The 24013-nt window shown below is 73.2% G+C and carries 19 protein-coding genes and 2 pseudogenes; 10 read left to right on the top strand and 11 right to left on the bottom strand.

What is annotated here, in order from left to right:
- Nucleotides 1-157: 157 nt before the first annotated feature.
- From ABGB06_RS18620 to ABGB06_RS18605, 4 genes and pseudogenes are all read left to right on the top strand, one after another.
- Complete coding sequence (locus ABGB06_RS18620; protein WP_347590726.1) at nucleotides 158-1513, top strand: type II secretion system F family protein; 1356 nt, start codon at nucleotides 158-160, stop codon at nucleotides 1511-1513.
- Nucleotides 1514-1588: 75 nt separating this feature from the next.
- A complete protein-coding gene (locus tag ABGB06_RS18615) occupies nucleotides 1589-1822 on the top strand; it encodes a DUF4244 domain-containing protein (protein WP_347590724.1) in 234 nt (77 codons plus the stop codon).
- Nucleotides 1809-2162 carry a TadE family type IV pilus minor pilin gene (locus ABGB06_RS18610; RefSeq protein WP_347590722.1) on the top strand — a complete coding sequence of 118 codons (354 nt, stop codon included), beginning with the start codon at nucleotides 1809-1811 and terminating at the stop codon, nucleotides 2160-2162. Before ABGB06_RS18615 ends, ABGB06_RS18610 begins: the two co-directional genes overlap by 14 nt.
- A pseudogene (locus tag ABGB06_RS18605) lies at nucleotides 2146-2472 on the top strand (Rv3654c family TadE-like protein); the annotation flags it as partial. The gene ABGB06_RS18610 and the pseudogene ABGB06_RS18605, both read left to right, overlap by 17 nt.
- A gap of 99 nt (nucleotides 2473-2571) precedes the next feature.
- Here the strand turns inward: ABGB06_RS18605 and ABGB06_RS18600 are convergent.
- Nucleotides 2572-4969: pseudogene (locus ABGB06_RS18600) on the bottom strand (DEAD/DEAH box helicase).
- A 127-nt stretch (nucleotides 4970-5096) separates the two neighbouring features.
- On the opposite strand from ABGB06_RS18600, the gene ABGB06_RS18595 reads away from it, so the two are divergent.
- The 4 genes from ABGB06_RS18595 (at nucleotide 5097) to ABGB06_RS18580 (ending at nucleotide 10696) form a co-directional block, all read left to right on the top strand.
- Nucleotides 5097-5438, top strand: coding sequence for an STAS domain-containing protein (locus ABGB06_RS18595; RefSeq protein ID WP_347590720.1), 342 nt, complete (start codon nucleotides 5097-5099; stop codon nucleotides 5436-5438).
- Nucleotides 5439-5622: 184 nt separating this feature from the next.
- Nucleotides 5623-6042 (top strand): ATP-binding protein, encoded by a 420-nt coding sequence (locus ABGB06_RS18590; RefSeq protein ID WP_347590718.1) that lies wholly within the window; start codon nucleotides 5623-5625, stop codon nucleotides 6040-6042.
- A gap of 149 nt (nucleotides 6043-6191) precedes the next feature.
- Nucleotides 6192-8627, top strand: a complete 2436-nt coding sequence (locus tag ABGB06_RS18585) for a sodium-translocating pyrophosphatase (RefSeq protein WP_347590716.1) — start codon at nucleotides 6192-6194, stop codon at nucleotides 8625-8627.
- 197 nt (nucleotides 8628-8824) lie between these two features.
- Nucleotides 8825-10696 (top strand): Dyp-type peroxidase, encoded by a 1872-nt coding sequence (locus ABGB06_RS18580; RefSeq protein WP_347590714.1) that lies wholly within the window; start codon nucleotides 8825-8827, stop codon nucleotides 10694-10696.
- A gap of 417 nt (nucleotides 10697-11113) precedes the next feature.
- On the opposite strand, the gene ABGB06_RS18575 is transcribed toward ABGB06_RS18580, so the two are convergent.
- The 9 genes from ABGB06_RS18575 to ABGB06_RS18535 form a co-directional block, all read right to left on the bottom strand.
- A complete protein-coding gene (locus tag ABGB06_RS18575; protein WP_347590712.1) occupies nucleotides 11114-11563 on the bottom strand; it encodes a helix-turn-helix domain-containing protein in 450 nt (149 codons plus the stop codon).
- Between the two features lie 4 nt (nucleotides 11564-11567).
- Nucleotides 11568-12761 (bottom strand): molecular chaperone DnaJ, encoded by a 1194-nt coding sequence (gene dnaJ / locus ABGB06_RS18570; RefSeq protein ID WP_347590710.1) that lies wholly within the window; start codon nucleotides 12759-12761, stop codon nucleotides 11568-11570.
- 72 nt (nucleotides 12762-12833) lie between these two features.
- On the bottom strand, nucleotides 12834-13628 hold the full coding sequence (grpE, locus tag ABGB06_RS18565; protein ID WP_347590708.1) for a nucleotide exchange factor GrpE: 795 nt from the start codon (nucleotides 13626-13628) through the stop codon (nucleotides 12834-12836).
- Nucleotides 13625-15490 (bottom strand): molecular chaperone DnaK, encoded by a 1866-nt coding sequence (gene dnaK, locus ABGB06_RS18560; RefSeq protein WP_347590706.1) that lies wholly within the window; start codon nucleotides 15488-15490, stop codon nucleotides 13625-13627. Before dnaK ends, grpE begins: the two co-directional genes overlap by 4 nt.
- A gap of 164 nt (nucleotides 15491-15654) precedes the next feature.
- Nucleotides 15655-16791, bottom strand: a complete 1137-nt coding sequence (locus ABGB06_RS18555) for a PP2C family protein-serine/threonine phosphatase (protein ID WP_347590704.1) — start codon at nucleotides 16789-16791, stop codon at nucleotides 15655-15657.
- 6 nt (nucleotides 16792-16797) lie between these two features.
- Nucleotides 16798-17751, bottom strand: a complete 954-nt coding sequence (locus tag ABGB06_RS18550) for an N-acetylmuramoyl-L-alanine amidase (RefSeq protein ID WP_347590702.1) — start codon at nucleotides 17749-17751, stop codon at nucleotides 16798-16800.
- A 332-nt stretch (nucleotides 17752-18083) separates the two neighbouring features.
- Nucleotides 18084-18728 carry an NAD(P)-binding domain-containing protein gene (locus ABGB06_RS18545; protein ID WP_347590700.1) on the bottom strand — a complete coding sequence of 215 codons (645 nt, stop codon included), beginning with the start codon at nucleotides 18726-18728 and terminating at the stop codon, nucleotides 18084-18086.
- A gap of 61 nt (nucleotides 18729-18789) precedes the next feature.
- Complete coding sequence (locus ABGB06_RS18540) at nucleotides 18790-19215, bottom strand: DUF488 family protein (RefSeq protein WP_347590698.1); 426 nt, start codon at nucleotides 19213-19215, stop codon at nucleotides 18790-18792.
- Between the two features lie 38 nt (nucleotides 19216-19253).
- A complete protein-coding gene (locus ABGB06_RS18535) occupies nucleotides 19254-20384 on the bottom strand; it encodes an LCP family protein (protein ID WP_347590696.1) in 1131 nt (376 codons plus the stop codon).
- Between the two features lie 170 nt (nucleotides 20385-20554).
- On the opposite strand from ABGB06_RS18535, the gene ABGB06_RS18530 reads away from it, so the two are divergent.
- Both ABGB06_RS18530 and ABGB06_RS18525 read left to right on the top strand, forming a co-directional pair.
- Nucleotides 20555-22783, top strand: coding sequence for a (Fe-S)-binding protein (locus ABGB06_RS18530; protein ID WP_347590694.1), 2229 nt, complete (start codon nucleotides 20555-20557; stop codon nucleotides 22781-22783).
- 2 nt (nucleotides 22784-22785) lie between these two features.
- Nucleotides 22786-23535: a Yip1 family protein gene (locus tag ABGB06_RS18525; RefSeq protein WP_347590692.1), complete on the top strand. Its 750-nt coding sequence runs from the start codon at nucleotides 22786-22788 to the stop codon at nucleotides 23533-23535.
- Between the two features lie 40 nt (nucleotides 23536-23575).
- Here ABGB06_RS18525 and ABGB06_RS18520 read toward each other — a convergent pair whose 3' ends face one another.
- A complete protein-coding gene (locus ABGB06_RS18520) occupies nucleotides 23576-24013 on the bottom strand; it encodes a DUF3574 domain-containing protein (protein ID WP_347590690.1) in 438 nt (145 codons plus the stop codon).

The raw sequence follows: 24013 nt of genomic DNA, 5'->3' as shown, positions 1-24013 counted from the left end.
GCCGGGGCCTGGCTGCTGACCGACGGCGACCCGTGGTGGCGCCGGACCGGGCTGCTGCCGGCCGGGCGGGCCGCGCACCGCGTTCCCGCCCCGGCCGCGGTCCTGGTGCCAGGACGGGACGGGCGCGGCCCGGGCGGGGGAGGGCGTCGCCCGTGTCGTGCTGGGCTGCCTGGCCGGCGGGGGCCTGGTGGCGCTGTGGGGCGGCTCCCCGCTGCCGCTGCTGGTCGCCGGCGGGCTGGCCCCGCTCGCCGCCGCCCGCTGGCGGCGCTGGCGGCGTGGCCGGGCCGCCGACGGGCGGCGGGACGCCGTCATCGAGCTGTGCGGATCCCTGGCCGGTGAGGTCCGCGCGGGCCTGGCACCCGTCGCGGCCCTGGCCGCCGCCGACTGGGCGCCGCTGGGCGAGCCGGCCGCCGGTGTCCCGGCGGCGGCGCGGTACGGGGGCGACGTCCCGGCCGCGCTGCGGGCCGGCGCGGAGCAGCCGGGCGCGGAGGGCCTGCGCGGTGTGGCCGCCTGCTGGCAGGTGGCCGTGGACGGCGGCGCCTCGCTGGCCGCGGGGCTGGAGCGGGTCGCCGCGGCGCTGCGGGCCGAGCGGGACCAGCGGGAGGAGCTGCGGGCGCAGCTGGCCGGGCCGCGGGCGACGGTGCTGACGCTGGCGACGCTGCCGGTGTTCGGACTGCTCCTCGGCGCGGCGATGGGCGCACAGCCGCTGCGGGAGCTGCTGCACACCCCCGCCGGGCTCGGCTGCCTGGCCGTCGGGGCGCTACTGGAGTGGGCGGGACTGGCCTGGACCGCGGCGATCATCCGGTCCGCGGAGCGGACGCCCGCCCGTGACCGGCGTGGCGGCGGGCGGGCGGCCCCGGCCGGGACATCGCTCGACAACGCCATCCGACGCACCCCCACACGGCCCCCGAGGGCCGCCCTCGGTGTGCTGCGGCGGGCGCGGCGCCTGGCCAGGCTGGCCGCCCGCGGGCACTCCAGAGGACGGATCCGGGCCGCCCGGCTCTGCGACCCCGGCGGCCTCGTGCCGGGATCCCGCGGCACCCGCCCGGGCCGCGGCCTGCCGCGGCGGGGCCGGGCGGCGGAGGACGACCGGCTGCCGCTCGCGACGGAGCTGCTGGCCGCGTGCCTCGCCGCCGGGGCCGCGCCGGGCGAGGCGGCCGCGGCCGTGGGCTCCGCCTTCGACGGGCCGGTGGGCACGGCGCTCCGGCGCGCCGCGGCCGAGCTGCGGCTCGGCGGCGAACCAGCCATCGCATGGGGCAGATTCGGCCAACTTCCCGGGGCGGATGGCCTGGCCAGGCGACTGGAGTTGGCGCACGGCAGCGGCGCACCGGTGGCCCGGGTGGTGGCGGCGGAGGCCGCCGAGTGCCGGGGCAGGCGACTGCGCCTCGCGCAGACCCGGGCCCGCCGGGCCGCGGTGTACGTGACCGGCCCGCTCGGCCTCTGCTTCCTGCCCGCCTTCCTCGTGACCGGGGTCGCCCCGGTCGTCCTCGGCCTGGCCAGGCGGCTGCTGTGACCACACCCGAACCAACCGACCACCGACCACCGACCACCGACCCGACCGAACCCAGCGAGTAGCTCTGAGGAGCCGATGATGTGCCTGATCCTCGTCACCTGCGTCACCCATATCGCCCGCCTCGCCCGCGTCGTCCGCCGGTTGCGGGGCCGGGTCAGGTCCGACGCCGGAATGAGCACGGCCGAGTACGCGGTGGGCACCCTCGCGGCCGCGGCCCTGGCCGCCCTGCTGTACGAGGTGCTCACCTCGGGCGCCGTCTCCGGAGCCCTGGAGAGCCTGATCGAGCGAGCCCTCAGTGCCGAGCCGTGACCCGCGGGGGAACGACCGGGGCTACGTCACGGTCGAGGCGGCGCTGGCCGTGCCCGCCCTGGTGCTGCTGTTCGGCATGCTGCTGTGGGGCCTGGGCGCGGTGGGAGCGCAGCTGCGCTGCGCCGACGCGGCCCGGGCCGGGGCGCGGGCCGCGGCGCGCGGCGAGGCCGTCGCGACCGTCCGCGAGGTGGCCGAGGCGGCGGCGCCCGAGGGGGCGGTCGTGCGGGTGGTGCGGGACGGCCCGCTCCACCGGGTCCGGGTCGAGGCCCACACGCCGGGCCCGGGGCCGCTGGCGGTGCTCGTGGCCAGGGAGGCGGTGGCCCGTGCCGAGGCGGAGTGAGGCCGCCGGGGACCGCGGTTCGGCGACGGTGTGGGCGACGTTCGGCGCCACCCTGATGTGCCTGGCCTTCGCCGCGCTGCTCGCGCTGGGCCAGGTCGCGGGGGCGCGGCAGCGCGCCGCGCAGGCGGCCGATCTGGCGGCGCTCGCCGCCGCCGAGCTGGCCCTCACCGCGCCGGGGCGGGCGTGTGCCGCGGCCCGCGAGGTGGCCGAGGCCCAGGACGCCCGGCTGGTGCGCTGCGACCTGGTCGGCGAGATCGCCGATCTGACCGCCGAGGCCAGCGCCGGGCCGTACACCACCACCGCGCGGGCCCGCGCCGGCCCGGCCTCGGCGGCCACGCCGGGGCTCGTCCCGACCCCGGCGAGCGCCGATCACGTCTCCGGGGTGGTGCCTCCCGGGCCCGGGGGAAGCTCAGCGCAGCAGCCGGGTCAGGAGGCGGACGGCTCCTCCCTTGTGCAGGGGATCGTTGCCGTTACCGCACTTCGGGGACTGGATGCAGGACGGGCAGCCGGTCTCGCACTCGCAGGCGGCGATCGCGTCGCGGGTGGCGGTCAGCCACTGCCGGGCCGTGTGGAAGGCCCGCTCGGCGAAGCCGGCGCCGCCCGGGTGGCCGTCGTGGACGAAGATCGTGGGCAGCAGGGTGTCCGGGTGCAGGGCCGTGGAGACGCCGCCGATGTCCCAGCGGTCGCAGGTGGCGAAGAGCGGCAGCATGCCGATCGCGGCGTGCTCGGCGGCGTGCAGCGAGCCCGGCAGGATCTCCGCGTCCACGCCGGCCTCGGCCACCTGGTCCTCGGTCATCGTCCACCAGACCGCCCGGGTGCGCAGGGTGCGGGGCGGCAGGTCGAGGCGGGTCTCGCCGAGCACCTCGCCGGTGACGATCCGCCGTCGCAGGTAGGAGACGACCTGGTGGGTGACCTCGACGGAGCCGAAGCAGAGCCGGGCGTCGCCCCAGGGGAGCTCGGTGTCGGTCTCCAGCACCGACAGCTCGGTCAGGTCCCGGGCGGAGGTGGTCCAGGGCGGGTCCCCGGCCGTGACCAGCGCGACCGAACCGGCCAGGTCCAGCTCCCTGACGACGTAGGTGTGCCCCTGGTGCAGGTGGACCGCGCCGTCGTGCACGGTGGTGTGCGCCGCGGCGGCGTCCACCGTGCCGAGCAGCCGCCCGGTCTCCTCCTCCACCACCCGGACCGGCTCCCCGCCCTGGCCCCTGATGTCCACCATGTCGGCCGGCCGCTCGCGGCGCGTCCAGTACCAGCCGGTGTCCCGGCGCCGCAGCAGGCCGCGGGACTGGAGCTTCGGCAGCAGTTCGGCGGCGGTCGTGGCGAAGCGGTCGGCGGCGAGATCGGCGTCGGTGAGGGGCAACTCGGCCGCGGCGGCGCAGAGATGCGGAGCCAGCACGTAGGGGTTGCCCGGGTCCAGGACGGTGCTCTCCACCGGCCGCCGGAAGAGCGCGTCGGGATGGTGCACCAGATAGGTGTCCAGCGGATCGTCCCGGGCGACCAGCACGGCCATCGCACCCTGCCGCTGCCGCCCGGCGCGGCCGGCCTGCTGCCACAGCGAGGCCCTGGTGCCGGGATAGCCGGCGAGCAGCACGGCGTCGAGCCCGGCGATGTCCACCCCGAGCTCCAGGGCGCTGGTGGCGGCCAGGCCGAGCAGCTCACCGGAGTGCAGGGCCCGCTCCAGGGCCCGCCGCTCCTCCGGGAGATAGCCGCCGCGATAGGCGGCCACCGCGGCCCGGTCGGCGCCGACCAACCGCTCCTGGGCGATCAGTGCGACCAGTTCGGCGCCGCGCCGCGACCGCACGAAGGCGACCGTCCGCACCCGGTCGGCGACCAGGTCGCTCAGCAGGTCCGCGGTCTCGGCGGTCGCGGTGCGGCGGACCGGCGCGCCGCGCTCGCCCCGCGCCTCGGTCAGCGGCGGCTCCCACAGCGCGAAGACCAGATCGCCGCGTGGCGAGGAGTCCTCGGTGACCTCGACGACCGGCAGCCCGGTCAGCCGGGTCGCCGCGGCGGCGGGCTCGGCCGTGGTGGCCGAGGCGAGCAGGAAGACCGGGCTGGCCCCGTAGTGCTCGGCCAGCCGCCGCAGCCGGCGCAGCACCTGGGCCACATGCGAGCCGAACACACCGCGGTAGACGTGGCACTCGTCGACCACCACGTAGCGCAGCGCGCGCAGGAAGGAGGACCACCGGCGGTGGCCCGGCAGCAGCCCGCGGTGCAGCATGTCGGGGTTGGTGAGCAGCAGGTTGGCGTGCTCCCTCGCCCAGGCCCGCTCCTCGGGGCCGGTGTCGCCGTCGTATCCGGCGGCGCGCACGTCGGTGCCCAGCGGTGCGGCCAGCCGCCGGATCGCGCGGAGCTGGTCGGCGGCCAGCGCCTTGGTGGGTGCCAGATAGAGGGCGGTCGCTCCCCGCCGGCCGGCGTCCCTGCCGTCCAGCAGCGCGCTGAACACCGGCACCTGATAGGCCAGCGACTTGCCGGACGCCGTACCGGTCGCCACGACCACCGACGCGCCGGCCACCGCGTGGGCGACGGCGGTCGCCTGGTGCGCCCAGGGCCGGTCGATGCCGGCGGCCCGCACCGCCTCGACGACCTCCTGGCGTATCCCGTCTGGCCAGGCCGCGTGGCGGCCCGGCCGGGCGGGCAGATGCTCCGTGTGCGTGACACGGGTGGCCCGATCGGACCGGTTGGCCAGGCGATCGAGCACCGCCCGGGGCGACGGGCGGCGCGTCTCGGCTGAGCCCGCGGCCTGCGGGAGATACTCCTGGGACATCACCACCGAGTCTGACACCCGCGTCTGTCACTGGTCCGACGGACAATGGCTGTAAGACGTCGTCCTGGGCAGGCGGTAAGTGGTTGAATGCCTTGGCGGTTGCCGATCCGTCCCCTGCCGTCGGCGGGGATACCCAGGAGGCGACCGCCCGTTAGCAAGGTGCTGGAGGATCCGTGGACCTGTCCCTGTCTACCCGGACCGTTGGCGACCGCACGGTCGTCGAGGTGGGTGGCGAGATTGACGTATACACCGCGCCCAAGCTGCGCGAACAGCTCGTCGAGCTGGTCAACGACGGCAACCACCACCTCGTGGTGGACATGGAGCGCGTGGACTTCCTGGACTCGACGGGGCTCGGCGTGCTGGTCGGGGGCCTGAAGCGGGTACGGGCCCAGGAGGGCTCGTTGCGCCTGGTCTGCAACCAGGAGCGCATCCTGAAGATCTTCCGGATCACGGGCCTGACGAAGGTCTTCCCGATCCACGAGTCCGTCGACGAGGCCGTCTCGGCGACCGACTGAGCGGGGCACCGCCGGCCGGGGTGGGCGACTACCAGGTCGACCCCGGCGGGTCCCCGTGTCCGTCACGAAGTGAAGAGCGTCACGTTCATCACCGCGACCGCCCCGGGCGGTGCCGGCGTCGCCGGCCCGCGCTTCTCCCGGGGCGGCGCTTCCGCACGATCAAGGCACGACCGAGGGGTGTCGTATGGCCACCGTCGAACTCCGCTTCAGCGCGTCTCCCGAGCACGTGCGAACCGCGCGGCTGGTCGCCGCGGCGGTGGCCCGACGGGCCGGAGTGCATGAGTCGGTGCTCGACGAGCTCCGGCTCGCCGTGGGCGAGGCGTGCAGCCGCGCCGTCGGGCTGCACGCGGTCCATCAGCTCGCCACGCCGGTCCGGGTGGTGCTGACGGAGGGTGAGAAGTCCTTCTCCATCGAGGTCGGCGACGACGCCCCGAGCACCGTTCCCGCGCCACGCGACCAGGTCGGCGCCGAGACCTCGGAGGACACCGACCAGCTGGGCCTGGCGGTGATCAGCGGGCTCGTGGACGACGTCGAGGTCATTTCCGACGCGCGCGGTGGCAAGATCAAAATGAGTTGGCCCACCGCCACCGCTTCCATCCCCTGATCAGCGGAATTCTCGTTGTCGATCTTCAGCCATGGAGATCGTTTATCCACCGGCTGCCGTAATTTCGCATCCGGCCCTCTGTTTTGATCGAAGTCACCTCTCTACACTCCGGGCACGTCTGTTCAGCGCCGGAGCGTCGAGGAGGACGAATGGCGGGCCCACTGCAGCATCATCCGTATCTCGGGAGGGCGGCCGAAGTCAGTCTGGCCGCCGACGACGTCGAGCTAACCGGCGGTAATCGCGGGCTGATCGTGATCATCGCGTTGATCGCGATCGCCGCGTTGGCGGTCGCTGTCGTGCTGGTGCGGCAGGTGCTCGACGCCGACGAGGGCACGGACAACATGAAGAAGATCGCCGCGGCGGTGCAGGAGGGCGCCAATGCCTATCTGGCACGCCAGCTGCGGACCCTCGGGATCTTCGCGGCCGTCGTGGTCTTCCTCCTGTTGCTCCTACCGGCCGACGACTGGAATCAACGGGTCGGCCGCTCGTTGTTCTTCGTGATCGGCGCGGCCTTCTCCGCCGCGACCGGCTATCTCGGCATGTGGCTGGCGGTGCGGAGCAACGTCCGGGTCGCCGCGGCGGCCCGCCAGGCCAACGAGTCGGAGGGCACCGACCAGATCATCCCGGTGCGGCACCAGGCCATGCGGCTGGCGTTCCGCACCGGCGGCGTGGTCGGCATGTGTACGGTCGGCCTCGGCCTGCTCGGCGCCGCCTGCGTGGTGATGGTCTACGCGGCCGACGCGCCCCGGGTGCTGGAGGGCTTCGGCCTGGGCGCCGCCCTGATCGCCATGTTCATGAGGGTCGGCGGTGGCATCTTCACCAAGGCCGCCGACGTCGGCGCCGACCTGGTCGGCAAGGTCGAGCAGGGCATCCCCGAGGACGACCCGCGCAACGCCGCCACCATCGCCGACAACGTGGGCGACAACGTCGGCGACTGCGCCGGGATGGCCGCCGACCTCTTCGAGTCCTACGCGGTCACCCTGGTCGCCGCGCTGATCCTGGGCACCGTGGCGTTCGGCGACGCCGGCCTGGCGTTCCCGTTGCTGGTCCCCGCCATCGGCGTGCTGACCGCGATGGCCGGCATCTTCCTGGTCTCGCCACGGCGCTCCGACCGCACCAGCATGACCGCGATCAACCGCGGCTTCTTCATCTCCGCGGTGATCTCCCTGGTGCTGGTCGCGATCGCCGCGTTCATCTACCTGCCGGACAGCTTCGCCGACCTCGACGGGGTCACCGACCAGGAGATCCTGGCGCACGACGCCGACCCGCGGCTGTTCGCGCTGGTCGCGGTGGCCATCGGCATCGTGCTGGCCGCGGTGATCCAGCAGCTCACCGGCTACTTCACCGAGACCAGCCGGCGCCCGGTGCGGGACATCGGCAAGACCTCCCGCACCGGCCCCGCCACCGTGGTGCTGGCCGGCTTCTCGCTCGGCCTGGAGTCCGCCGTGTACACGGCGCTGCTGGTCGCGCTGTCGGTCCAGGCCGCGTACATGCTGGCCGGCGGCGTGATCATGCTGGCGCTGTTCGCCGTCGCGCTGGCCGGCACCGGCCTGCTGACCACGGTGGGCGTGATCGTCGCCATGGACACCTTCGGTCCGGTGGCGGACAACGCCCAGGGCATCGCCGAGATGTCCGGCGACGTGGAGGGCGACGGCGCCCAGGTCCTCACCGACCTGGACGCGGTCGGCAACACCACCAAGGCGGTCACCAAGGGCATCGCGATCGCCACGGCGGTGCTCGCGGCGGCCGCGCTGTTCGGCTCCTACCAGGACGCGATCGCCGAGGCCGTCAACGACGTGGGCATGACGACCGCGGAAGTGGCGGACGCGGAGACCCTGAGTCTGGTCATCTCGCAGCCCAACAACCTGGTCGGACTCATCATCGGCGCCGCCGTGGTGTTCCTCTTCTCGGGCCTGGCGGTCAACGCGGTCTCCCGCTCCGCCGGCGCGGTGGTCTACGAGGTGCGCCGGCAGTTCCGCGAGCACCCCGGGATCATGGACTACAGCGAGAAGCCGGAGTACGGCAAGGTCGTGGACATCTGCACCAGGGACGCGCTGCGCGAGCTGGCCACACCGGGGCTGCTCGCGGTGATGGCACCCATCGCCGTGGGCTTCAGTCTCGGCATCGGGGCGCTCGGCTCGTTCCTGGCCGGCGCCATCGGGTCCGGCATCCTGATGGCCGTGTTCCTGGCCAACTCGGGCGGCGCCTGGGACAACGCCAAGAAGCTCGTCGAGGACGGCCACCACGGCGGCAAGGGCAGCGAGGCGCACGCGGCGACGGTCATCGGCGACACGGTCGGCGACCCGTTCAAAGACACCGCGGGCCCGGCGATCAACCCGCTGCTGAAGGTGATGAACCTGGTGGCGCTGCTGATCGCGCCCGCCGTGATCACGCTGAGCTACGGCGACGACGCCAGCGCGCCGGCCCGGGCGCTGATCGCGGCCGCGGCCATGCTGATCATCGTCACCGCGGTCTACGTCTCCAAGCGGCGCGGCATCACGGTGGACGACGAACCGGACGAGGCGGTGGCGGGCGTCGGCGACGCCGCGCCGAGCGGCACGGCCGAGCGGACACCCACGCCCTGAGCCGCACGCCCTGAGCCACCGTCCGGAGCGCTCCGGGCGTCGGCAGGCAACGAACGGGCCGTCCCCCACCCGGGGGACGGCCCGTTCGTGCGTCGCTCGCCCGAACGAGTGGTTCTGCGGGCGCATATCCGCCGGGGCTCGGACGGACCGTCACGTTCGCCCGGCTTGATGGGCTTACCCGTCTCGCTGGAGAGCCCATGACCATCACCCCCGACACTCCGTCCCTACCGCTGCGCGAGAGCACCGAGATCCAGGGCGACATCATCGCGGGCTTCCGGAAGGACCACGCCCGGCTGCTCTTCCTCAGATTCGACGACCGATGGCACGCCCGGATGTGGCTGAAGCAGTTGCACGGCCGCATCTCCACTACCCGGGACGTGGCCGCGTTCAACGTGGACTTCCGGATGGCCAAGACCCGGCTGCAGGGCCAGGACCCGAGCGATCTGGCCATCGTGTGGCGCAGCGTCAGCTTCACCCACGACGGCCTCGTCACGCTCGTCGGCGGCAGCCCCATCGCCGACGTGCCCGACGGCACCACCCAGCAGGCGTTCGTCCAGGGCATCGCCTCCCGGAAGGACGTGCTGGGCGACCTCGACGAGAGCGACCCGGAGCACTGGCTGTTCGGCGCGGAGCACAACGACCCGGTGCACGCGGTCCTCACCGTCGCCGCCGACCGGCCGGAGGAACTGCGCGCGGCACTGAGCCAGGAGCGGCAGGAGATCGCCTGCCACGGCCTGACCGTCGTCTTCGAACAGGAGGGCGCCACCCTGCCGGACCTGCGCCGCGGCCAGGAGCACTTCGGCTTCAAGGACGCCATCAGCCAGCCGGGCGTGCAGGGCTTCGACGAGCCCGATCCGGACAATCCCGTGGAGGTGCTGGGCAAGCCGGGCACCCGGCTGATCCCGGCCGGCGAGTTCGTCATCGGCTACGCGCTGGACCACCGGAAGCTGCCCTACCTGCCGGACTGGATGACCGACGGCTCGTTCCAGGTGGTGCGGCGGCTGGCCCAGGACGTGCCCGGCTTCTGGCAGCAGGCCACCGACCAGCTCAAGACGCTCCAGGAGCAGGCCGCGGTGCCCGACGAGGCCGACGACCACTGGCTGGCGTCCCGGCTGGTGGGCCGCTGGCGCTCGGGCGCGCCCGTCGCGGTGTACCCCGACGGGGAGCCGGAGGAGCCGCTGCCCCCTGAGGCCGAGAACGACATCAGCTTCTTCGAGGACCAGGAGGGGCGGACCACGCCGCTCTTCTGCCACCTGCGCAAGACGAACCCCCGCGACGGCCTCAAGGCTCGGGAGGAGGTCGACGGCACGGTGACCCAGCAGGGCATGCTGGACGGCCACCGGATCATGCGCCGCGGCATCCCGTACGGGCCGCCGCTGGACCTGGGCGACGGGCTGATGGAGGCCGGCCGGGCGGGCCTCGAGGAGGACCCGCGCGGGCTGCTCTTCGTGTCCTATCAGGGAGACCTGGTCCAGCAGTTCGAGTTCGTGCAGAAGAACTGGGTGAACGGCGACGACTTCCCGCAGCGGGAGCAGGTGGTCGGCCGGGACACCGTGATCGGCCAGGCCAGCACGGTCGCCTTCCCGGCGGAGCGGATCGGCCCGACCGAATGCGTGCAGATCGGCGTCCAGCGGTTCGTCCGCACCGAGGGCGCGGTCTACGCCTTCGCGCCGTCCCTGACGGCGCTGCGGATGCTCGCCGACGGGGAGATCCCGGTCGGCGGCGGCCCGTCGGAGGACCGGGTGCTGACGGCGCCGCAGGAGCTGCGGATCGACGAGGTGATCAGCTCGGGGAAGGCCAGGTTCCGGTACGAGGGCACCGGCGAGCTGACGGTCCGGGACGAGAACGAGGAGCTCATGTGGTCGTCGGGAACGGCGGGCCTGGGCGGCCTCGAGGGCGCGTTCCTCGAGGACGGTGACCTGGTGGTGCTCCACTTCCTCGGGCACGTCCTGTGGTCCAGCGGCACCGCGGGGAACCCGGGCGCCACGCTGGTGGTCGGCGTCGACGGCGACGTGTCGATCCGGGCGACGGACGGCACCGTGCTCTGGCACACGGACACCGCCCACTAGGTCCTTGCCGGACGAGGGGCCCCGGACGCCCGGCCCGTGCCGCCCCGGGGCATGGGCCGGCGTTCGGCCCATGCCCCGGGGTGGGCCGGACGGGACGCACCCCGGACCGCGGACCGCGCCGCCCCCGAGGCGGTACGCCGGGCCGCAGACGCCGGACGGCGGATCGTGACGCCCGGGACCGGTCGGTGGTGGTGCACACCGCCACCGACCAGCGCGCCGGGCACCAGGCACAGGGGCAACGCCGCACGGACCGAGTCACATGGGCAGGGCTGGCCCTGGTCCACCGCGCGGGTGGGTGGAGGGCGCGGCGTCACCGGTGCGTCCGACGTGCGGGGAGCGGGGAGCGCGCGCGGGCGCGGGCCCGTGCGTCCGCCGCGCCGCACGGCGCCGCGACACGGCCCGGTCCGCGGCAAGCGATCAGCGGCGGCGGTCCGGGCGCCAGACGACGATGGCGGAGGAGTGCCGGACGTCCTGGTACGGGACGAGGTCGCGGCGGTAGGAGGCGTGCACCTGGGCCTCGCGCTGGCGCATCGCCACCGCCGCGCCCTCCAGCGCCTGCTGGAGCTCGGCCACCTTGGCCTGGAGCGCCGCCACCTGGTTCTCCAGCTCGATGATCCGCTTGATGCCGGCCAGGTTGATCCCCGCGTCCTGGGACAGCCGCTGCACCTCGCGCAGCAGCTGGATGTCCCGGGCCGAGTACCGCCGGCCACGGCCGGGGGTCCGGTCGGGGGAGACCAGACCCAGCCGGTCGTACTGGCGCAACGTCTGCGGGTGCAGCCCGGAGAGCTGGGCCGCGACCGAGATGACGTAGACCGGAGTGTCGTCGGTCAGTTCGTAGGGGTTTCCGGGTCCGTTCCGGCCGTCCATCTCGCTACTCTCCCTTCGCGGCCTCGAACAGCGCGGTCCGAGGGTCCTCGTCGCCGGCCGCGTCGCGGTAGCTCTGCAGGGTCTTCCGCGCACGGTCGTCCAGCTCGCGCGGGACGACCACCTCTATGGTCACCAGCAGGTCGCCCCTGGTGCCGTCCTTGCGCACCGCGCCCTTGCCGCGCGCCCGCATCGTGCGGCCACCCGGCGTCCCGGGCGGCAGCTTGAGGGTGACCGGGCCGCCACCCAGGGTCGGCACCTTGATCTCACCACCGAGCGCCGCTTCGGGGAAGGTCACCGGCACGGTGATGGTCAGATTGTCACCACGGCGTCCGAAGACGGGGTGCTTGTCGACGTGCACCACGACGTAGAGGTCGCCGTTCGGCCCGCCGCGCTCGCCCGGCGCGCCCTTGCCGCGCAGCCGGATCCGCTGCCCGTCGGAGACGCCCGCCGGGATGCGGACCTGCATGGTGCGGGAGCTGGTGGCCCGGCCGCTGCCGCGGCAGACCGTGCACGGGTCCTGGGCGATCAGCCCGCGGCCCCGGCAGTCCACGCACGGGTCGGTGAGCGAGAACCCGCCGCCCCCGCCGCGGCTGACCTGCCCGGTGCCGACACAGGTCGGGCACACGCGCGGCGTGCCGTTCTTGTCGCCGGTACCTGAGCACGTCTTGCAGGCGGCCGAGGACGACATCCGCAGCGGCACCGTGGCCCCGGACACGGCCTCGGTGAAGCTCAGCGTCACCTCGGACTCGATGTCCTGGCCGCGGCGCGGCGAGGTCCGGGTGCCCGGCCCGCCGCGGTTGAACAGCCCGCCGAACACGTCGCCGATGCCGCCACCGCCGAAGCCGCCGGCGGCGCCGCCACCCGGGCCGGGACCGGGACCGCCCGTCGGCCCGCCGAAGAGGTCGCCGAGGTCGAAGTTGAACTGACCGCCCCCGCCGGGACCCGGACGGAACCCGCCGCTCCCGAAGAGGGCGCGCGCCTCGTCGTACTCCTTGCGGCGCTTGGCGTCGCCGAGCACGTCGTAGGCCTCGGAGACGTTCTTGAAGCGCTCCTCCGCCCGGGCGTCGCCCTTGTTGGCGTCCGGGTGGTACTCGCGGGCGAGCTTGCGGTACGCCTTCTTGATCTCCGCCTCGGTGGCGTCCTTCGGGACGCCGAGGACCTTGTAGTAGTCCTTCTCGATGAAGTCCTTCGTGCTCATCCCCGGCGTCCCTCCTTCCCCACACGCCCGCCGACCCGCTCGTCGGCGGGCACCGTCGCCTCAGCCGCGGCCTCAGCCCTTGTCCGGGCCACCGTTCTCCTTCAGCTCCGGCTCGCTCTCCGGCTCGGACCGCTCGCCGTCCGCCGCGTCCTCGTCCTCGGCGCGCTCCTCCTTGGAGTCGCCCTCGGCGCGCTGCACGCCCGGCTGCGGCTCCGCGACCCCGACGCGGGCCGGTCGGATCGTCCGCTCGCCGATGCGATACCCCGGCTGGAGGATCTGCACGCACGTGGTCTCGGTGACGTCCGGCGAATAGCTGTGCATCAACGCCTCGTGCACGGTCGGGTCGAAGGGCTCGCCCTCCTTGCCGAACTGCATGAGGCCCATCTTCGCCGCCACGGTCTCCAGCGCCTCGGCGACCTGCTTGAAGCCGCCGACCAGCTCGCCGTGGTCCCGGGCACGACCGATGTCGTCGAGCACCGGCAGCAGCTCGGTGAGCAGGTTGGCCACGGCCATCTCGCGCACCGCGATCCGGTCCCGCTCGACCCGGCGGCGGTAGTTCTGGAACTCCGCCTGGAGCCGCTGCAGGTCCTTGGTGCGCTCATTCAGCGCCGTGCGGGTCTGGTCCAGCTGGGCGGTGAGGGCGACCTGCTGGACGTCGGCGCCGTGCGACTCGGAGCGGGGGCCGGCCCCGGCCGGGGAGTCCCCGGCCGACGCCTCCCCGCCCTTGCCGCCGCCGTTACCGGTGCCGGTGGTCGGGCTTTCGTGGGCCGGGGAATCCCCGACGGACTCGGCCGGCGCGTCGGGGCTGGCCGCCTCGGCGTCGGGGACCTCGGGCTCCTTGTCGAAGCCCTGCGGGTCCTGAGTCACGCGGCACCACCCTTCGGCTTCTCGTCGTCCACGATCTCCGCGTCCACGACGTCCTCGTCGCCGCCCGCCTGGCCGCCGGCACCCGGGCCGCCGGCCGCGCCGCCGCCGGCACCGGCGGACTGCGCCGCCTGCGCGTCGGCGTACATCGCCTGGCCCAGCTTCTGGCTGGTGGCGGCGAGCGTCTCGGACGCCTCGCGGATGGCGCCGGTGTCCTCGCCCTTCAGCTTCTCCTTCAGGTCGGAGATGGCCGTCTCGACCTCGGTCTTCACCTCGGCCGGCACCTTCTCGGAGTTCTCCTTGAGGAAGTTCTCCGTGGTGTAGACGAGCTGCTCCGCCTGGTTCCGCGTCTCGGCGGCCTCGCGGCGGCGCTTGTCCTCCTCCGCGTACTGCTCGGCGTCGCGCATCATCCGCTCGATGTCGTCCTTCGGCAGCGCGGAGCCGCCGGTGACGGTCATCCGCTGCTCCTTGCCGGTGCCGAGGTCCTTGGCGGAGACGTGCATGATGCCGTTGGCGTCGATGTCGAAGGTGACCTCGATCTGCGGGACGCCGCGCGGCGCCGGGGGCAGCCCGGTCAGCTCGAACATGCCCAGCTTCTTGTTGTACGCGGCGATCTCGCGCTCGCCCTGGTACACCTGGATCTGCACCGACGGCTGGTTGTCCTCGGCCGTGGTGAAGATCTCCGAGCGCTTGGTCGGGATCGTGGTGTTGCGCTCGATGAGCTTGGTCATGATGCCGCCCTTGGTCTCGATGCCGAGGGACAGCGGGGTGACGTCGAGCAGCAGGACGTCCTTGACCTCGCCCTTGAGCACGCCGGCCTGGAGGCTGGCGCCGATGGCCACGACCTCGTCCGGGTTGACGCCCTTGTTGGCCTCCTTGCCGCCGGTCAGGTTCTTCACCAGGTCGGCGACGGCGGGCATCCGGGTCGAGCCGCCCACCAGGACCACGTGGTCGATCTCGGACAGCTGGATGCCGGCGTCCTTGATCACGTTGTGGAACGGGGTCTTGCAGCGCTCCAGCAGGTCGGAGGTCAGCTGCTGGAACTGCGCCCGGGTGAGCTTCTCGTCCATGTGCAGCGGGCCCTCGGCCGAGGCCGTGATGTAGGGCAGGTTGATCGTCGTCTCGGTGGACGAGGACAGCTCGATCTTGGCCTTCTCCGCCGACTCCCGGAGCCGCTGGAGCGCCATCTTGTCCTTGCCCAGGTCCACGCCGTGCGCCGACTGGAACTGCTTGACCAGGTAGTCGACGACGCGCTGGTCCCAGTCGTCACCACCGAGGTGGTTGTCACCGTTGGTCGCCTTCACCTCGACCACGCCGTCGCCGATCTCCAGCAGCGAGACGTCGAAGGTGCCGCCGCCGAGGTCGAAGACCAGGATCGTCTGGTCCTCCTTCTCCAGCCCGTACGCCAGGGCGGCGGCGGTCGGCTCGTTGACGATGCGCAGCACGTTCAGACCGGCGATCTCGCCGGCCTCCTTGGTGGCCTGCCGCTCGTGGTCGTTGAAGTACGCCGGGACGGTGATGACCGCGTCCGCGACCTTCTCGCCCAGGTACGCCTCGGCGTCCCGCTTCAGCTTCTGCAGGATGAACGCGCTGATCTGCTGCGGATTGAAGTCCTTGTCGTCGATCTTGATCCGCCAGTCGGTGCCCATGTGGCGCTTGACCGAACGGATCGTCCGCTCGACGTTGGTGACGGCCTGGCGCTTGGCGACCTCGCCGACCAGCACCTCGCCGTTCTTCGCGAAGGCCACAACGGACGGCGTGGTCCTGGCGCCCTCGGCGTTGGTGATGACGGTGGGCTCACCGCCTTCGAGAACACTGACGACGGAGTTCGTCGTGCCCAGGTCGATGCCGACCGCACGTGCCATGTCGATTTCCTCCAGCTGCTCGCTCGCGTCGATCGCGGCTTGCTCGGGTGCTTGAGTGGGACAGGCTCAAGAGTGCATCAGGTCACCGGGGCGCGTCAAATAGCCTGAGCGCACCAGGCTCAACTCTTTTCCACCTGCCGTGCTCACCCCGGCGAAACCGCTGGTCACGCGGCGCGTGCGCCGCCGGTGTCGGCGGAAGTGGACTCGGGTCGCAGCGCCAGCAGCGCGACGTCGTCCGTGATGACGCCCACGCACGCCACCAGGTCCCGCCAGACGCTGCCCACCAGCTCCTCCGGCGCGGGCACGCCCCGCTCCGCGAGCCGGGCGGCGAGCCGCTCGGTGAACGGGTAGAACGCGCCTCGCGCGTCCCGGGCCTCGATCACCCCGTCGGTGTATCCGAGCACCACGTCCCCCGCCCGCAGCGGCGTCGCGGTCACCCGGAACTCCGTCCTGCCGGCGGCGCCCAGCGGCGGCGCCGGCTCCACCCCCAGCTCCCGCAGGCCGCCGTCGCGGAGCAGCAGCGCGGGGGGATGCCCCAAGCTCACCATGCGCACCTCGCCGTCGTCCAGCGCCAGCTCCAGCAGCAGCGCCGTGGCGAACAGCTCGGTGTCCCCGACCGCCGCCGCGTCCACCGTCAGCCGCCGGTCGAGCCGCGCCGCCACCCGGCGCAGGTCGGGCTCGTCCAGCACGGCCTCCCGGAAGGCCCCGAGCACCGCCGCGACCGTGCCGACCGCGGCCAGCCCGTGCCCCCGCACGTCGCCGACCAACGCCCGCACGCCGAACGGGCCGGCGCGCACGTCGTAGAGATCGCCGCCGACCAGCGTGGCGCGCAGCGCCGGCCGGTAGAGGCCGGCGCACCGCACCGGGCCGACCCTGGGCGGCAGCGGCGGCAGCACCGCGCGCTGGGCGGCCTCGGCGACGCTGCGGAACACCACCAGGTTTCGGGTGTACCGCGACCGCACCCAGGCGACCAGCACGCTGAACACGGCGACCGCGGTGACCGCCGCCAGGTCGCCGCTGCTGATGTGCGGCGCCCGGGTCTTCGGCAGCACCAGCACCAGCACCACCCCGGCGCCGAGCAGCGCGGTCCGGCGCGGCCCGTAGATCAGCCCGGCGAGCGGCGGCAGGGCGGCGAGGAGGGTGCTCAGCTGCGCCCAGGTCGGCGTGACCGGCTCCAGCACGGCGAGCACCACGAAGAGCACCAGCGGCAGGACCCGGAGCCAGCGCGGAAGCAGCTGGCCGCCGCTGCCGACCGGGCCGGGCGGCAGCGGCTCGGGCAGCGGGCGGCCCTGCGGACGCACCTGCACTTACGGGACGCCCGTGGACAGACGGGCGGGCTGCGCCGGATCGTCGGGCCGGGCCGGCCCGGCGGGGTCGTCGGGGTCGACGGGCCCGGCGGTCTGGTCGGACCCCTCGGGCTCGGCGGGCTCGGCGGACCCGTAGGACTCGGCGGACTCCGTGGGGTCGTCAGGTTGGGTGGTCCGGTCCGGTTCGGCGCCTTCCGCCGAGGCCGGGGAGTCGCCCGACCGGTCCGCCGCGGCCGCCGCCTCGGCACGCAGCGCCACGACGCGGTCGCGGATGTCGGGGAGCGCCGCGTAGAGCGGGTCGCCGGGGCAGTGCGTGTAGAAGATGTCGCGGTGCCCGGCTATCACGTCGACCACGGCCGCCGTGCCCTCGGCGTACCGGCTGGCGTCGTTCGTGGACACCAGCCGCACCTGCCCCAGCGGGTCGCTCTCCGAGCTCAGCTTCCACGCCGCGATGCTCGCTATGGAGGCCAGCAGCGGCTCGGGCAGGGTCTCCACGTAGCTGAAGTCGCCGAGCGCCGCTATGCCGACGCTGTCGTGGTTGAAGCCGGTGGTGTGGGCGCCGAGCACGAAACGGTCGATGCCGCCGGCGCGCCCCTCGTATATGGTCCCGCACTTGTCGACGACGAAGTTGTAGCCGAGGTCGTCCCAGCCCTGCCCCAGCACGTGGTCGACCTGCATCGCGCGCAGCATGGCCGGCACGTCCGCGCAGTCGTAGTCGTCCGGATGCCCGGTGTGGTGGACGAACGCCGCCTGCGGCGCGCCCGTGTACGTCACGGGCTCGGTGCGCAGGCTGTCGTCCGCGCCCCATTCGGCCCGGCTGATGATCATCGGGCGCGGCGCAGTGGGCCGGCGCTCGGCCGCCCGCGGGCGTTTCTTCTCCACGGATATCGGCGGCCCGGAGACCGTGGGCACCACCCAGGTCGCCAGCAGGGCCAGCGGCAGCACGGCCAGCATCGCGGTCCAGACCGCGCCCCGGCGAGGCCCCGGCCGGCGCCGCCGGGACGGCCCCGCCGACCCCGGCCCGGACCCGGCTCCCGACCCTCCCCCAGGCCCTGAGGGCCTGGGAGGTGCCCCCATCGCCGGACCCCTCGCCGGACCGCTCGCGGGCCCACCGGACGACCCGGGCGTCGGCTCTGATCCCGCCTCCGCCCCCGACTCCGCCCCGGACCCCGACTCCGCCCCCGACCCCGCCGCTGACCCTGGACCAGACATGGCACCCAATCTGGTTGTTTCTGTCACGAACCGCACATCGGTGTACCGCATTCAGGGCACCCGCCCCTCTGCTCTCAGGGAAGGATCTTGATGGCGCTCGACCAGTTCAGGCCGAGCGGTTCCTGGACGGAGATGTGGAGCAGGCCGAGGCCCTCCAGCTCCCTGGCCCGGCGCAGCGGCCCCATGTCCAGCGGGCGCATCCCGCCGGAGGAGGCCAGCTCGGCGACGGTCAGCTTGGCCTCCGGCTCGTCTCCGGCGATCAGCACGTCCAGCGGCCGGCCCATGGTCTGGCCCGACACCAGGGTGCTGGCGAGGGTGGTGTTGAACGCCTTCACCACCGGGGCGCCCGGCGCCGCCTCGGCCGCGATCTGCTCGGCGGCCGAGGTGCCGGGCGGCACCACCAGCGAGTCGAGCGTGGAGAAGTCCACCGGATTGCAGATATCGACGAGAACGGAGCCGGTGAGCGCGGTCCCGTAGTCGGCGACCACGTCACGGCCGGCCGGGTACGGCAGCGCCAGCACCACGACGTCGGCGTCCTCCACGCCGATGGCGTCCGAGGCGTGGACGTCGGCCCCGAGGAGCATGCCGCGCAGTTCGTCGGCGAGATCGGCCGCCTTCTTGTGACTGCGGTCGATCAGCCGGACGGTGTGCCCCCCGGAGAGGGCGCGGGTCGCGAGGCCGCGGGCCATGCGGCCGGCGCCAATGATGCTGACGATCATTTCTCCATGCGAGCACGCGGCCTCGGGGCCCGCATCTCAACGCATGCCGCGGGTAGGCCGCTCAGGAGGTCGCCCGGCGGGCGCCCGGCTCGGTGAGGAGTTCGGCGAGCACGGCGGCGTGGCCGTACTCCGGGTCGCGGACCGCGGTCAGCAGCGTCACCTGGCCGGAGCGCACCCGTTCGCGCAGCCGCTCCAGGGCCTCGCCGGCCGCGTCCGACCCGGCCAGCTCGACCCGGTACCGTTCGCGGAACTCGGCCCAGGCCCGCTGCCGGTCCGCGGCCGCGTGATACCAGCGGCGGAGCTCCGCGGACGGGGTGATCTCCTTCGGCCACTCGTCGACGTGCGCCTCGGCCCTGGCCAGCCCGCGCGGCCACAGCCGGTCGACCAGCACCCGCAGGCCGTCCGCCCGCTCCGGCGGGTCGTACGCCCGGCGCAGCCGGACGCGGGGCTCCCGGGTTTCACGTGAATCGCTCGTTCCTCGGGCCATCGCGCCTCAGTCTGCCAGGGCCTCGTTCGGCCAGGCGCTCAGTCGGCCAGGCCCGTCAGTGGTTGGTCCGCGCGCAGCGCGTCGAAGAGCCGGTCCGCGGCCGGCTGGTCGAGCAGCAGACGGCTGTCCTGGCTCGGATGCGGCACCGTCGGCACCGTGTGGAAGGACAGCCCGCCCTCCGGCACCTCGCGGACGTCCTCGGCCAGCCCGTACAACTGCGGCAGCGAGTCGAGTCCCGGATCGGCGGTCACGGCCGACGTCATCGCGTCCAGCAGCGGGTACAGCCGGGTGGGGTTGGCGACCAGGCCGTCGTTCAGCGCCTTCTCGTAGAGCAGGTGGAGGAACTCCTGCTGCCGCGCCAGCCGGTTCAGGTCGCTGCCGTCGCCGACGTAGACCCGGGCCCTGACGTACGCCAGCGCCTCCTCCCCGTCGAGCAGTTGACGCCCCGCCGGCTGGTCGTGTCCCACGTTCGGGTCGTGCTCGGCCTCGTCCAGCACGATCTCGATCCCGCCCACCGCGTCGACCGCGTCCACGAACCCCTCGAAGCCCAGCACCAGATGGTGGTCGATGCGGACGTCGGAGAACCCCTCGAAGGCGCGGATCGTGCACCCGGCGCCGCCGAACTGGTAGGCCCAGTTGAACTGCGCACGCGCCGCCTCGTGCTGCTCGCCGTTCCACGCCTGGCAGGCGGGGATGTCCACCACCACGTCGCGCGGCATGCTCACCATCTCGGCGCGCTCACCGTCCGCAGACAGGTGCAGCAGCAGCACCGTGTCCGACCGCGCGCTGCCCGGGGCCGAGCCCCAGTCCGAGCCGATGATCAGGATGTTGCGCCCGTCGTTGGCCCCGGCCGCCGGCCGGTCGGCCGCGTGCCGGTCGAGGGCCTCGGCCGCGGCGTGGTCGGTGCGGATGTTGTCGTCGAGCCGCTGGTACGCCCACAGCGCGGTGCCGGCGGCGATCGCCAGCAGCACGCCGAACGCCAGCAGCGTCCACCACAGCACCTTCTGACCCCGCGTCATTCCGACGCGCGGCATCCCCGTGCGCAGCACGCCGGTGCGCGTGAGTCCGCCGCGCGTCAGTTCGCGTGTCGCGCCGTCACCATCGCCCGCCGCCGCGTCCGCGCCGGGGTCCGGGCCCGCCTCGGCGCCATCCGCTCTCTGGCCGTTCATCCAGGCAACCGTAGGGCGGCTATAAGACATTCGTGATGATTTGCGCATGTTTCCCCGCGATCGGCGCATGCGCACCCCTCGACTGGACCCGTTAAGTTACCGACTAGTAAGATCTTCGCAGCTGAGCTATCGTGCAAGCTCGCGTCCGTCCGGAGGTTCGAGGAGTCGCCATGCAGCTCGTCGCCATCGTCGTCACGCTGGTGCTCGGCGCGGTCGCCGTGGCACTGTTCGGCCGGGCCGTCGCGCACATCGTCCGCTCGCTACGGCTGGGCCAGCCGGTCCCCGCCGGCACCCGCGCCGACGAGCCGGGGCGGCGCACGCTCACCCTGGCCCGCGAGTTCCTCGGCCACACCCGGATGAACCGCTGGGGCGTCGTCGGCGTCGCCCACTGGTTCGTGGCGATCGGCTTCCTCACCCTGGCGCTGACCATCGTCCAGGCGATCGGCCAGCTCTTCGAGGCCGACTGGACCCTTCCGGTGCTCGGCGGCTTCGCGCCGTACGAGGTCTACGTCGAGCTGATCTCGGCGCTGACCGTGCTCGGCATCCTCACCCTGATCACCATCCGGCTGCTGAGCCTGCCGTCCCGGGCCGGCCGCAAGTCCCGTTTCACCGGCTCCACGGCCTGGCAGGCGTACTTCGTCGAGTACGTCATCGTGATCATCGGCCTCTGCATCCTGGTGCTGCGGGCCCTGGAGGGCACGCTGCACGGGGTGGCCGGGCCCGACGGAGGCTACGAGGCCGGGTACCTCGTCTCGTACCCGCTGGCCGTCGCGTTCGACGGCCTCTCCACCGGCACCCTGCAGAACCTGGTCTACCTGGTGGCGATGATCAAGCTCGCCACCACCGCGATCTGGGCCATCACCCTCGGCCTGCGCACCGACATGGGCGTCGCCTGGCACCGCTTCCTGGCGTTCCCCAACATCTGGTTCAAGCGGAACGCGGACGGCGCCCCCGCGCTCGGCCCGCTCCAGCCGATGACCTCGGGCGGCAAGCCGATCGACTTCGAGACGGTGTTCGAGGACGAGGAGGAAGACGGCGAGGAGACCCAGTTCGGCGTCTCGAAGATCGAACACTTCTCCTGGAAGGGCCTGCTCGACTTCTCCACCTGCACGGAGTGCGGCCGCTGCCAGTCGCAGTGCCCGGCCTGGAACACCGGCAAGCCGCTCTCCCCGAAGCTGCTGGTGATGTCGCTGCGCGACCACGCGCACGCCACCGCGCCGTACCTGCTCGCGGGCGCCGCGGCCGGCGGCGCCGGCGCCGGCTCCGACCCGGGCGTGGCCGGCGCGACCGGCGACGGCGCCGGCGTGCTGGACCGGCCGCTGGTCGGCACCGCGGAGGAGAACGGCGTCATCGACCCCGACGTGCTGTGGTCCTGCACCACCTGCGGCGCCTGCGTCGAGCAGTGCCCGGTGGACATCGAGCACGTCGACCACATCGTGGACATGCGCCGCTACCAGGTGATGATCGAGTCGTCCTTCCCGTCCGAGGCCGGCACGATGCTGAAGAACCTGGAGCGCAAGGGCAACCCCTGGGGCCTGGCGAAGAAGAAGCGCCTGGAGTGGACCAAGGAGGTGTCGTTCGACGTCCCCGTGCTCGGCCAGGACGTCGAGGACCTCACCGAGGTCGACTACCTCTACTGGGTCGGCTGCGCCGGCGCCCTGGAGGACCGCGCGAAGAAGACCACCAAGGCGTTCGCCGAGCTGCTGCACATCGCCGGCACCCGTTTCGCGATCATGGGCGGCGAGGAGACCTGCACCGGCGACTCGGCCCGGCGCCTCGGCAACGAGTTCCTCTTCCAGCAGCTCGGCCAGCAGAACGTGGAGACGCTCAACGAGGCGTTCGGCGAGTCCGCCACGAAGAAGATCGTCACCACCTGCCCGCACTGCTTCAACACCATCGCCAACGAGTACCCGCAGCTCGGCGGCGTCTACGAGGTGATCCACCACACGCAGCTGCTGCAGCACCTGGTGGACGCCGGCAAGCTCGTGCCGGTCACCCCCGTCGACGGCCTGGTCACGTACCACGACCCGTGCTACCTCGGCCGCCACAACAACGTCTACACCCCGCCGCGCGAGATCATCGGCCGCGTGCCGGGCCTGCGCAACGAGGAGATGCACCGGCACAAGGAGCGCGGCTTCTGCTGCGGCGCCGGCGGCGCCCGGATGTGGATGGAGGAGCGGATCGGCAAGCGGGTGAACGACGAACGGGTCGACGAGGCCCTCTCCCTCAACCCCGACATCGTCTCCACCGCCTGCCCCTTCTGCCTCGTGATGCTGAGCGACTCCGTCAACGCCCGTGGGGAGCAGGCCGAGCGCGTACGGGTCGTCGATGTGGCGCAGTTGCTGCTGGACTCGGTCAAGACGAAGGACGCCGACGAGCCGGAGAAGGTACGTTCGTAAGCGTGGCCCGTTTCCGAAGGCAGCCCGACGATCCGTACGGGCAGCAGTACCCGCAGCAGCATCCCCAGCAGCCCCCGCAGCCGTATCCGTACGGCGGCGGCGACCCGTCGTACCAGCAGCAGGCTCCGTACGGCAGCCCTGGCCCCGCCGGGCCCGGGTACTACGACGAGCCGGGCCCCGATCCGCAGGCTCCGCCGCCCGCTCCTCCGCCGCCCCCGCTGCACTGGAAGGAGCTGCTGAGCGGCATCGTGTTCCGTCCCAGCGCCACCTTCTGGCGCATGCGGGACTACAGCATGTGGTGGCCCGCGCTCATCGTCACGTTCCTCTACGGCCTGGTCGCCGTCTTCGGCCTCGACAGCGCGCGGGAGTCGGTCCTCGACACGACGACCTCGACCCTGGCGCCGTACCTGCTGGTCACGGGCGCCGTCATGATGGGCGGCGCGCTGCTGCTCGGCACGGTCACGCACAACCTGGCCCGGCAGTTCGGCGGCAACGGCCTGTGGGCGCCGACCGCGGGCCTGGCCATGCTGATCATGACGCTGACCGACGTGCCCCGGCTCGCCGTCGCCCTCTTCCTCGGCGGCGCCGACCCCGTGGTGCAGGTGATCGGCTGGGCCACCTGGCTGGGCGCGGGCCTGCTCTTCACCATGATGGTCAGCCGATCCCACGAGATCGCCTGGCCGCGCGCGCTCGCGGCCTCCTCGATCCAACTCCTGGCGATACTCGCGCTGGTCAAGCTCGGCACGCTCTGAGCGCTCCGAACGTTCCGGGTGTTCCGGGCGTTCCGGGTGCTCAGAAGTCGACGAGGACGGTGTCATCGACCCTCGCGACGGCCTCCTGCCCGAACCCCCTCACATACGCGTCCCTGACCTCCTCGATCTCCCGGTCGCTGGCCTCCGCGTCCGCGACCGGGTAGAGGAGCGTCAGCTCGTACGACGCCTCCTCCTCGACCACCCCGTGGGCGTCCCGCCACTGCCCGTACCCCTGCTGCACGGTCAGCCCCTCGGGAAAGCGCGGCGTGACCACCTCGTCCACGAACCGCCGGAACTCCGCCTCACTCACCGGCTCCCCACCCTCCGGCCGCGCCGTCCCGAACAACAACCGCGTCTCGGCGTACCGCTCCGCCTCCTGGGCGGGCTCGTCCAACACCGCGTACGCCCCGGTCGCACCCCCACCCACCACCACACACGCCCCTGCGGCCAACGCCGCCACCGCCCTGCCTGACCACAT

This window comes from Streptomyces sp. B6B3, from assembly GCF_039871525.1.
Taxonomy (GTDB): Bacteria; Actinomycetota; Actinomycetes; order Streptomycetales; family Streptomycetaceae; genus Streptomyces.
The sequence above is the reverse complement of the archived record's forward strand: the minus strand, read 5'-3'. Positions and strand labels throughout refer to the sequence as shown.

Coding starts and splice junctions, on each gene's coding strand:
- ABGB06_RS18615 (WP_347590724.1), top strand. CDS start 1,589: ATGATGTGCCTGATCCTCGTCACCTGCGTCACCCATATCGCCCGCCTC.
- ABGB06_RS18590 (WP_347590718.1), top strand. CDS start 5,623: ATGGCCACCGTCGAACTCCGCTTCAGCGCGTCTCCCGAGCACGTGCGA.
- ABGB06_RS18585 (WP_347590716.1), top strand. CDS start 6,192: ATGGCGGGCCCACTGCAGCATCATCCGTATCTCGGGAGGGCGGCCGAA.
- ABGB06_RS18580 (WP_347590714.1), top strand. CDS start 8,825: ATGACCATCACCCCCGACACTCCGTCCCTACCGCTGCGCGAGAGCACC.
- ABGB06_RS18575 (WP_347590712.1), bottom strand. CDS start 11,563: ATGGACGGCCGGAACGGACCCGGAAACCCCTACGAACTGACCGACGAC.
- dnaJ (WP_347590710.1), bottom strand. CDS start 12,761: ATGAGCACGAAGGACTTCATCGAGAAGGACTACTACAAGGTCCTCGGC.
- dnaK (WP_347590706.1), bottom strand. CDS start 15,490: ATGGCACGTGCGGTCGGCATCGACCTGGGCACGACGAACTCCGTCGTC.
- ABGB06_RS18550 (WP_347590702.1), bottom strand. CDS start 17,751: ATGCTGGCCGTGCTGCCGCTGGCCCTGCTGGCGACCTGGGTGGTGCCC.
- ABGB06_RS18545 (WP_347590700.1), bottom strand. CDS start 18,728: ATGATCGTCAGCATCATTGGCGCCGGCCGCATGGCCCGCGGCCTCGCG.
- ABGB06_RS18540 (WP_347590698.1), bottom strand. CDS start 19,215: ATGGCCCGAGGAACGAGCGATTCACGTGAAACCCGGGAGCCCCGCGTC.
- ABGB06_RS18535 (WP_347590696.1), bottom strand. CDS start 20,384: ATGAACGGCCAGAGAGCGGATGGCGCCGAGGCGGGCCCGGACCCCGGC.
- ABGB06_RS18530 (WP_347590694.1), top strand. CDS start 20,555: ATGCAGCTCGTCGCCATCGTCGTCACGCTGGTGCTCGGCGCGGTCGCC.
- ABGB06_RS18520 (WP_347590690.1), bottom strand. CDS start 24,013: ATGTGGTCAGGCAGGGCGGTGGCGGCGTTGGCCGCAGGGGCGTGTGTG.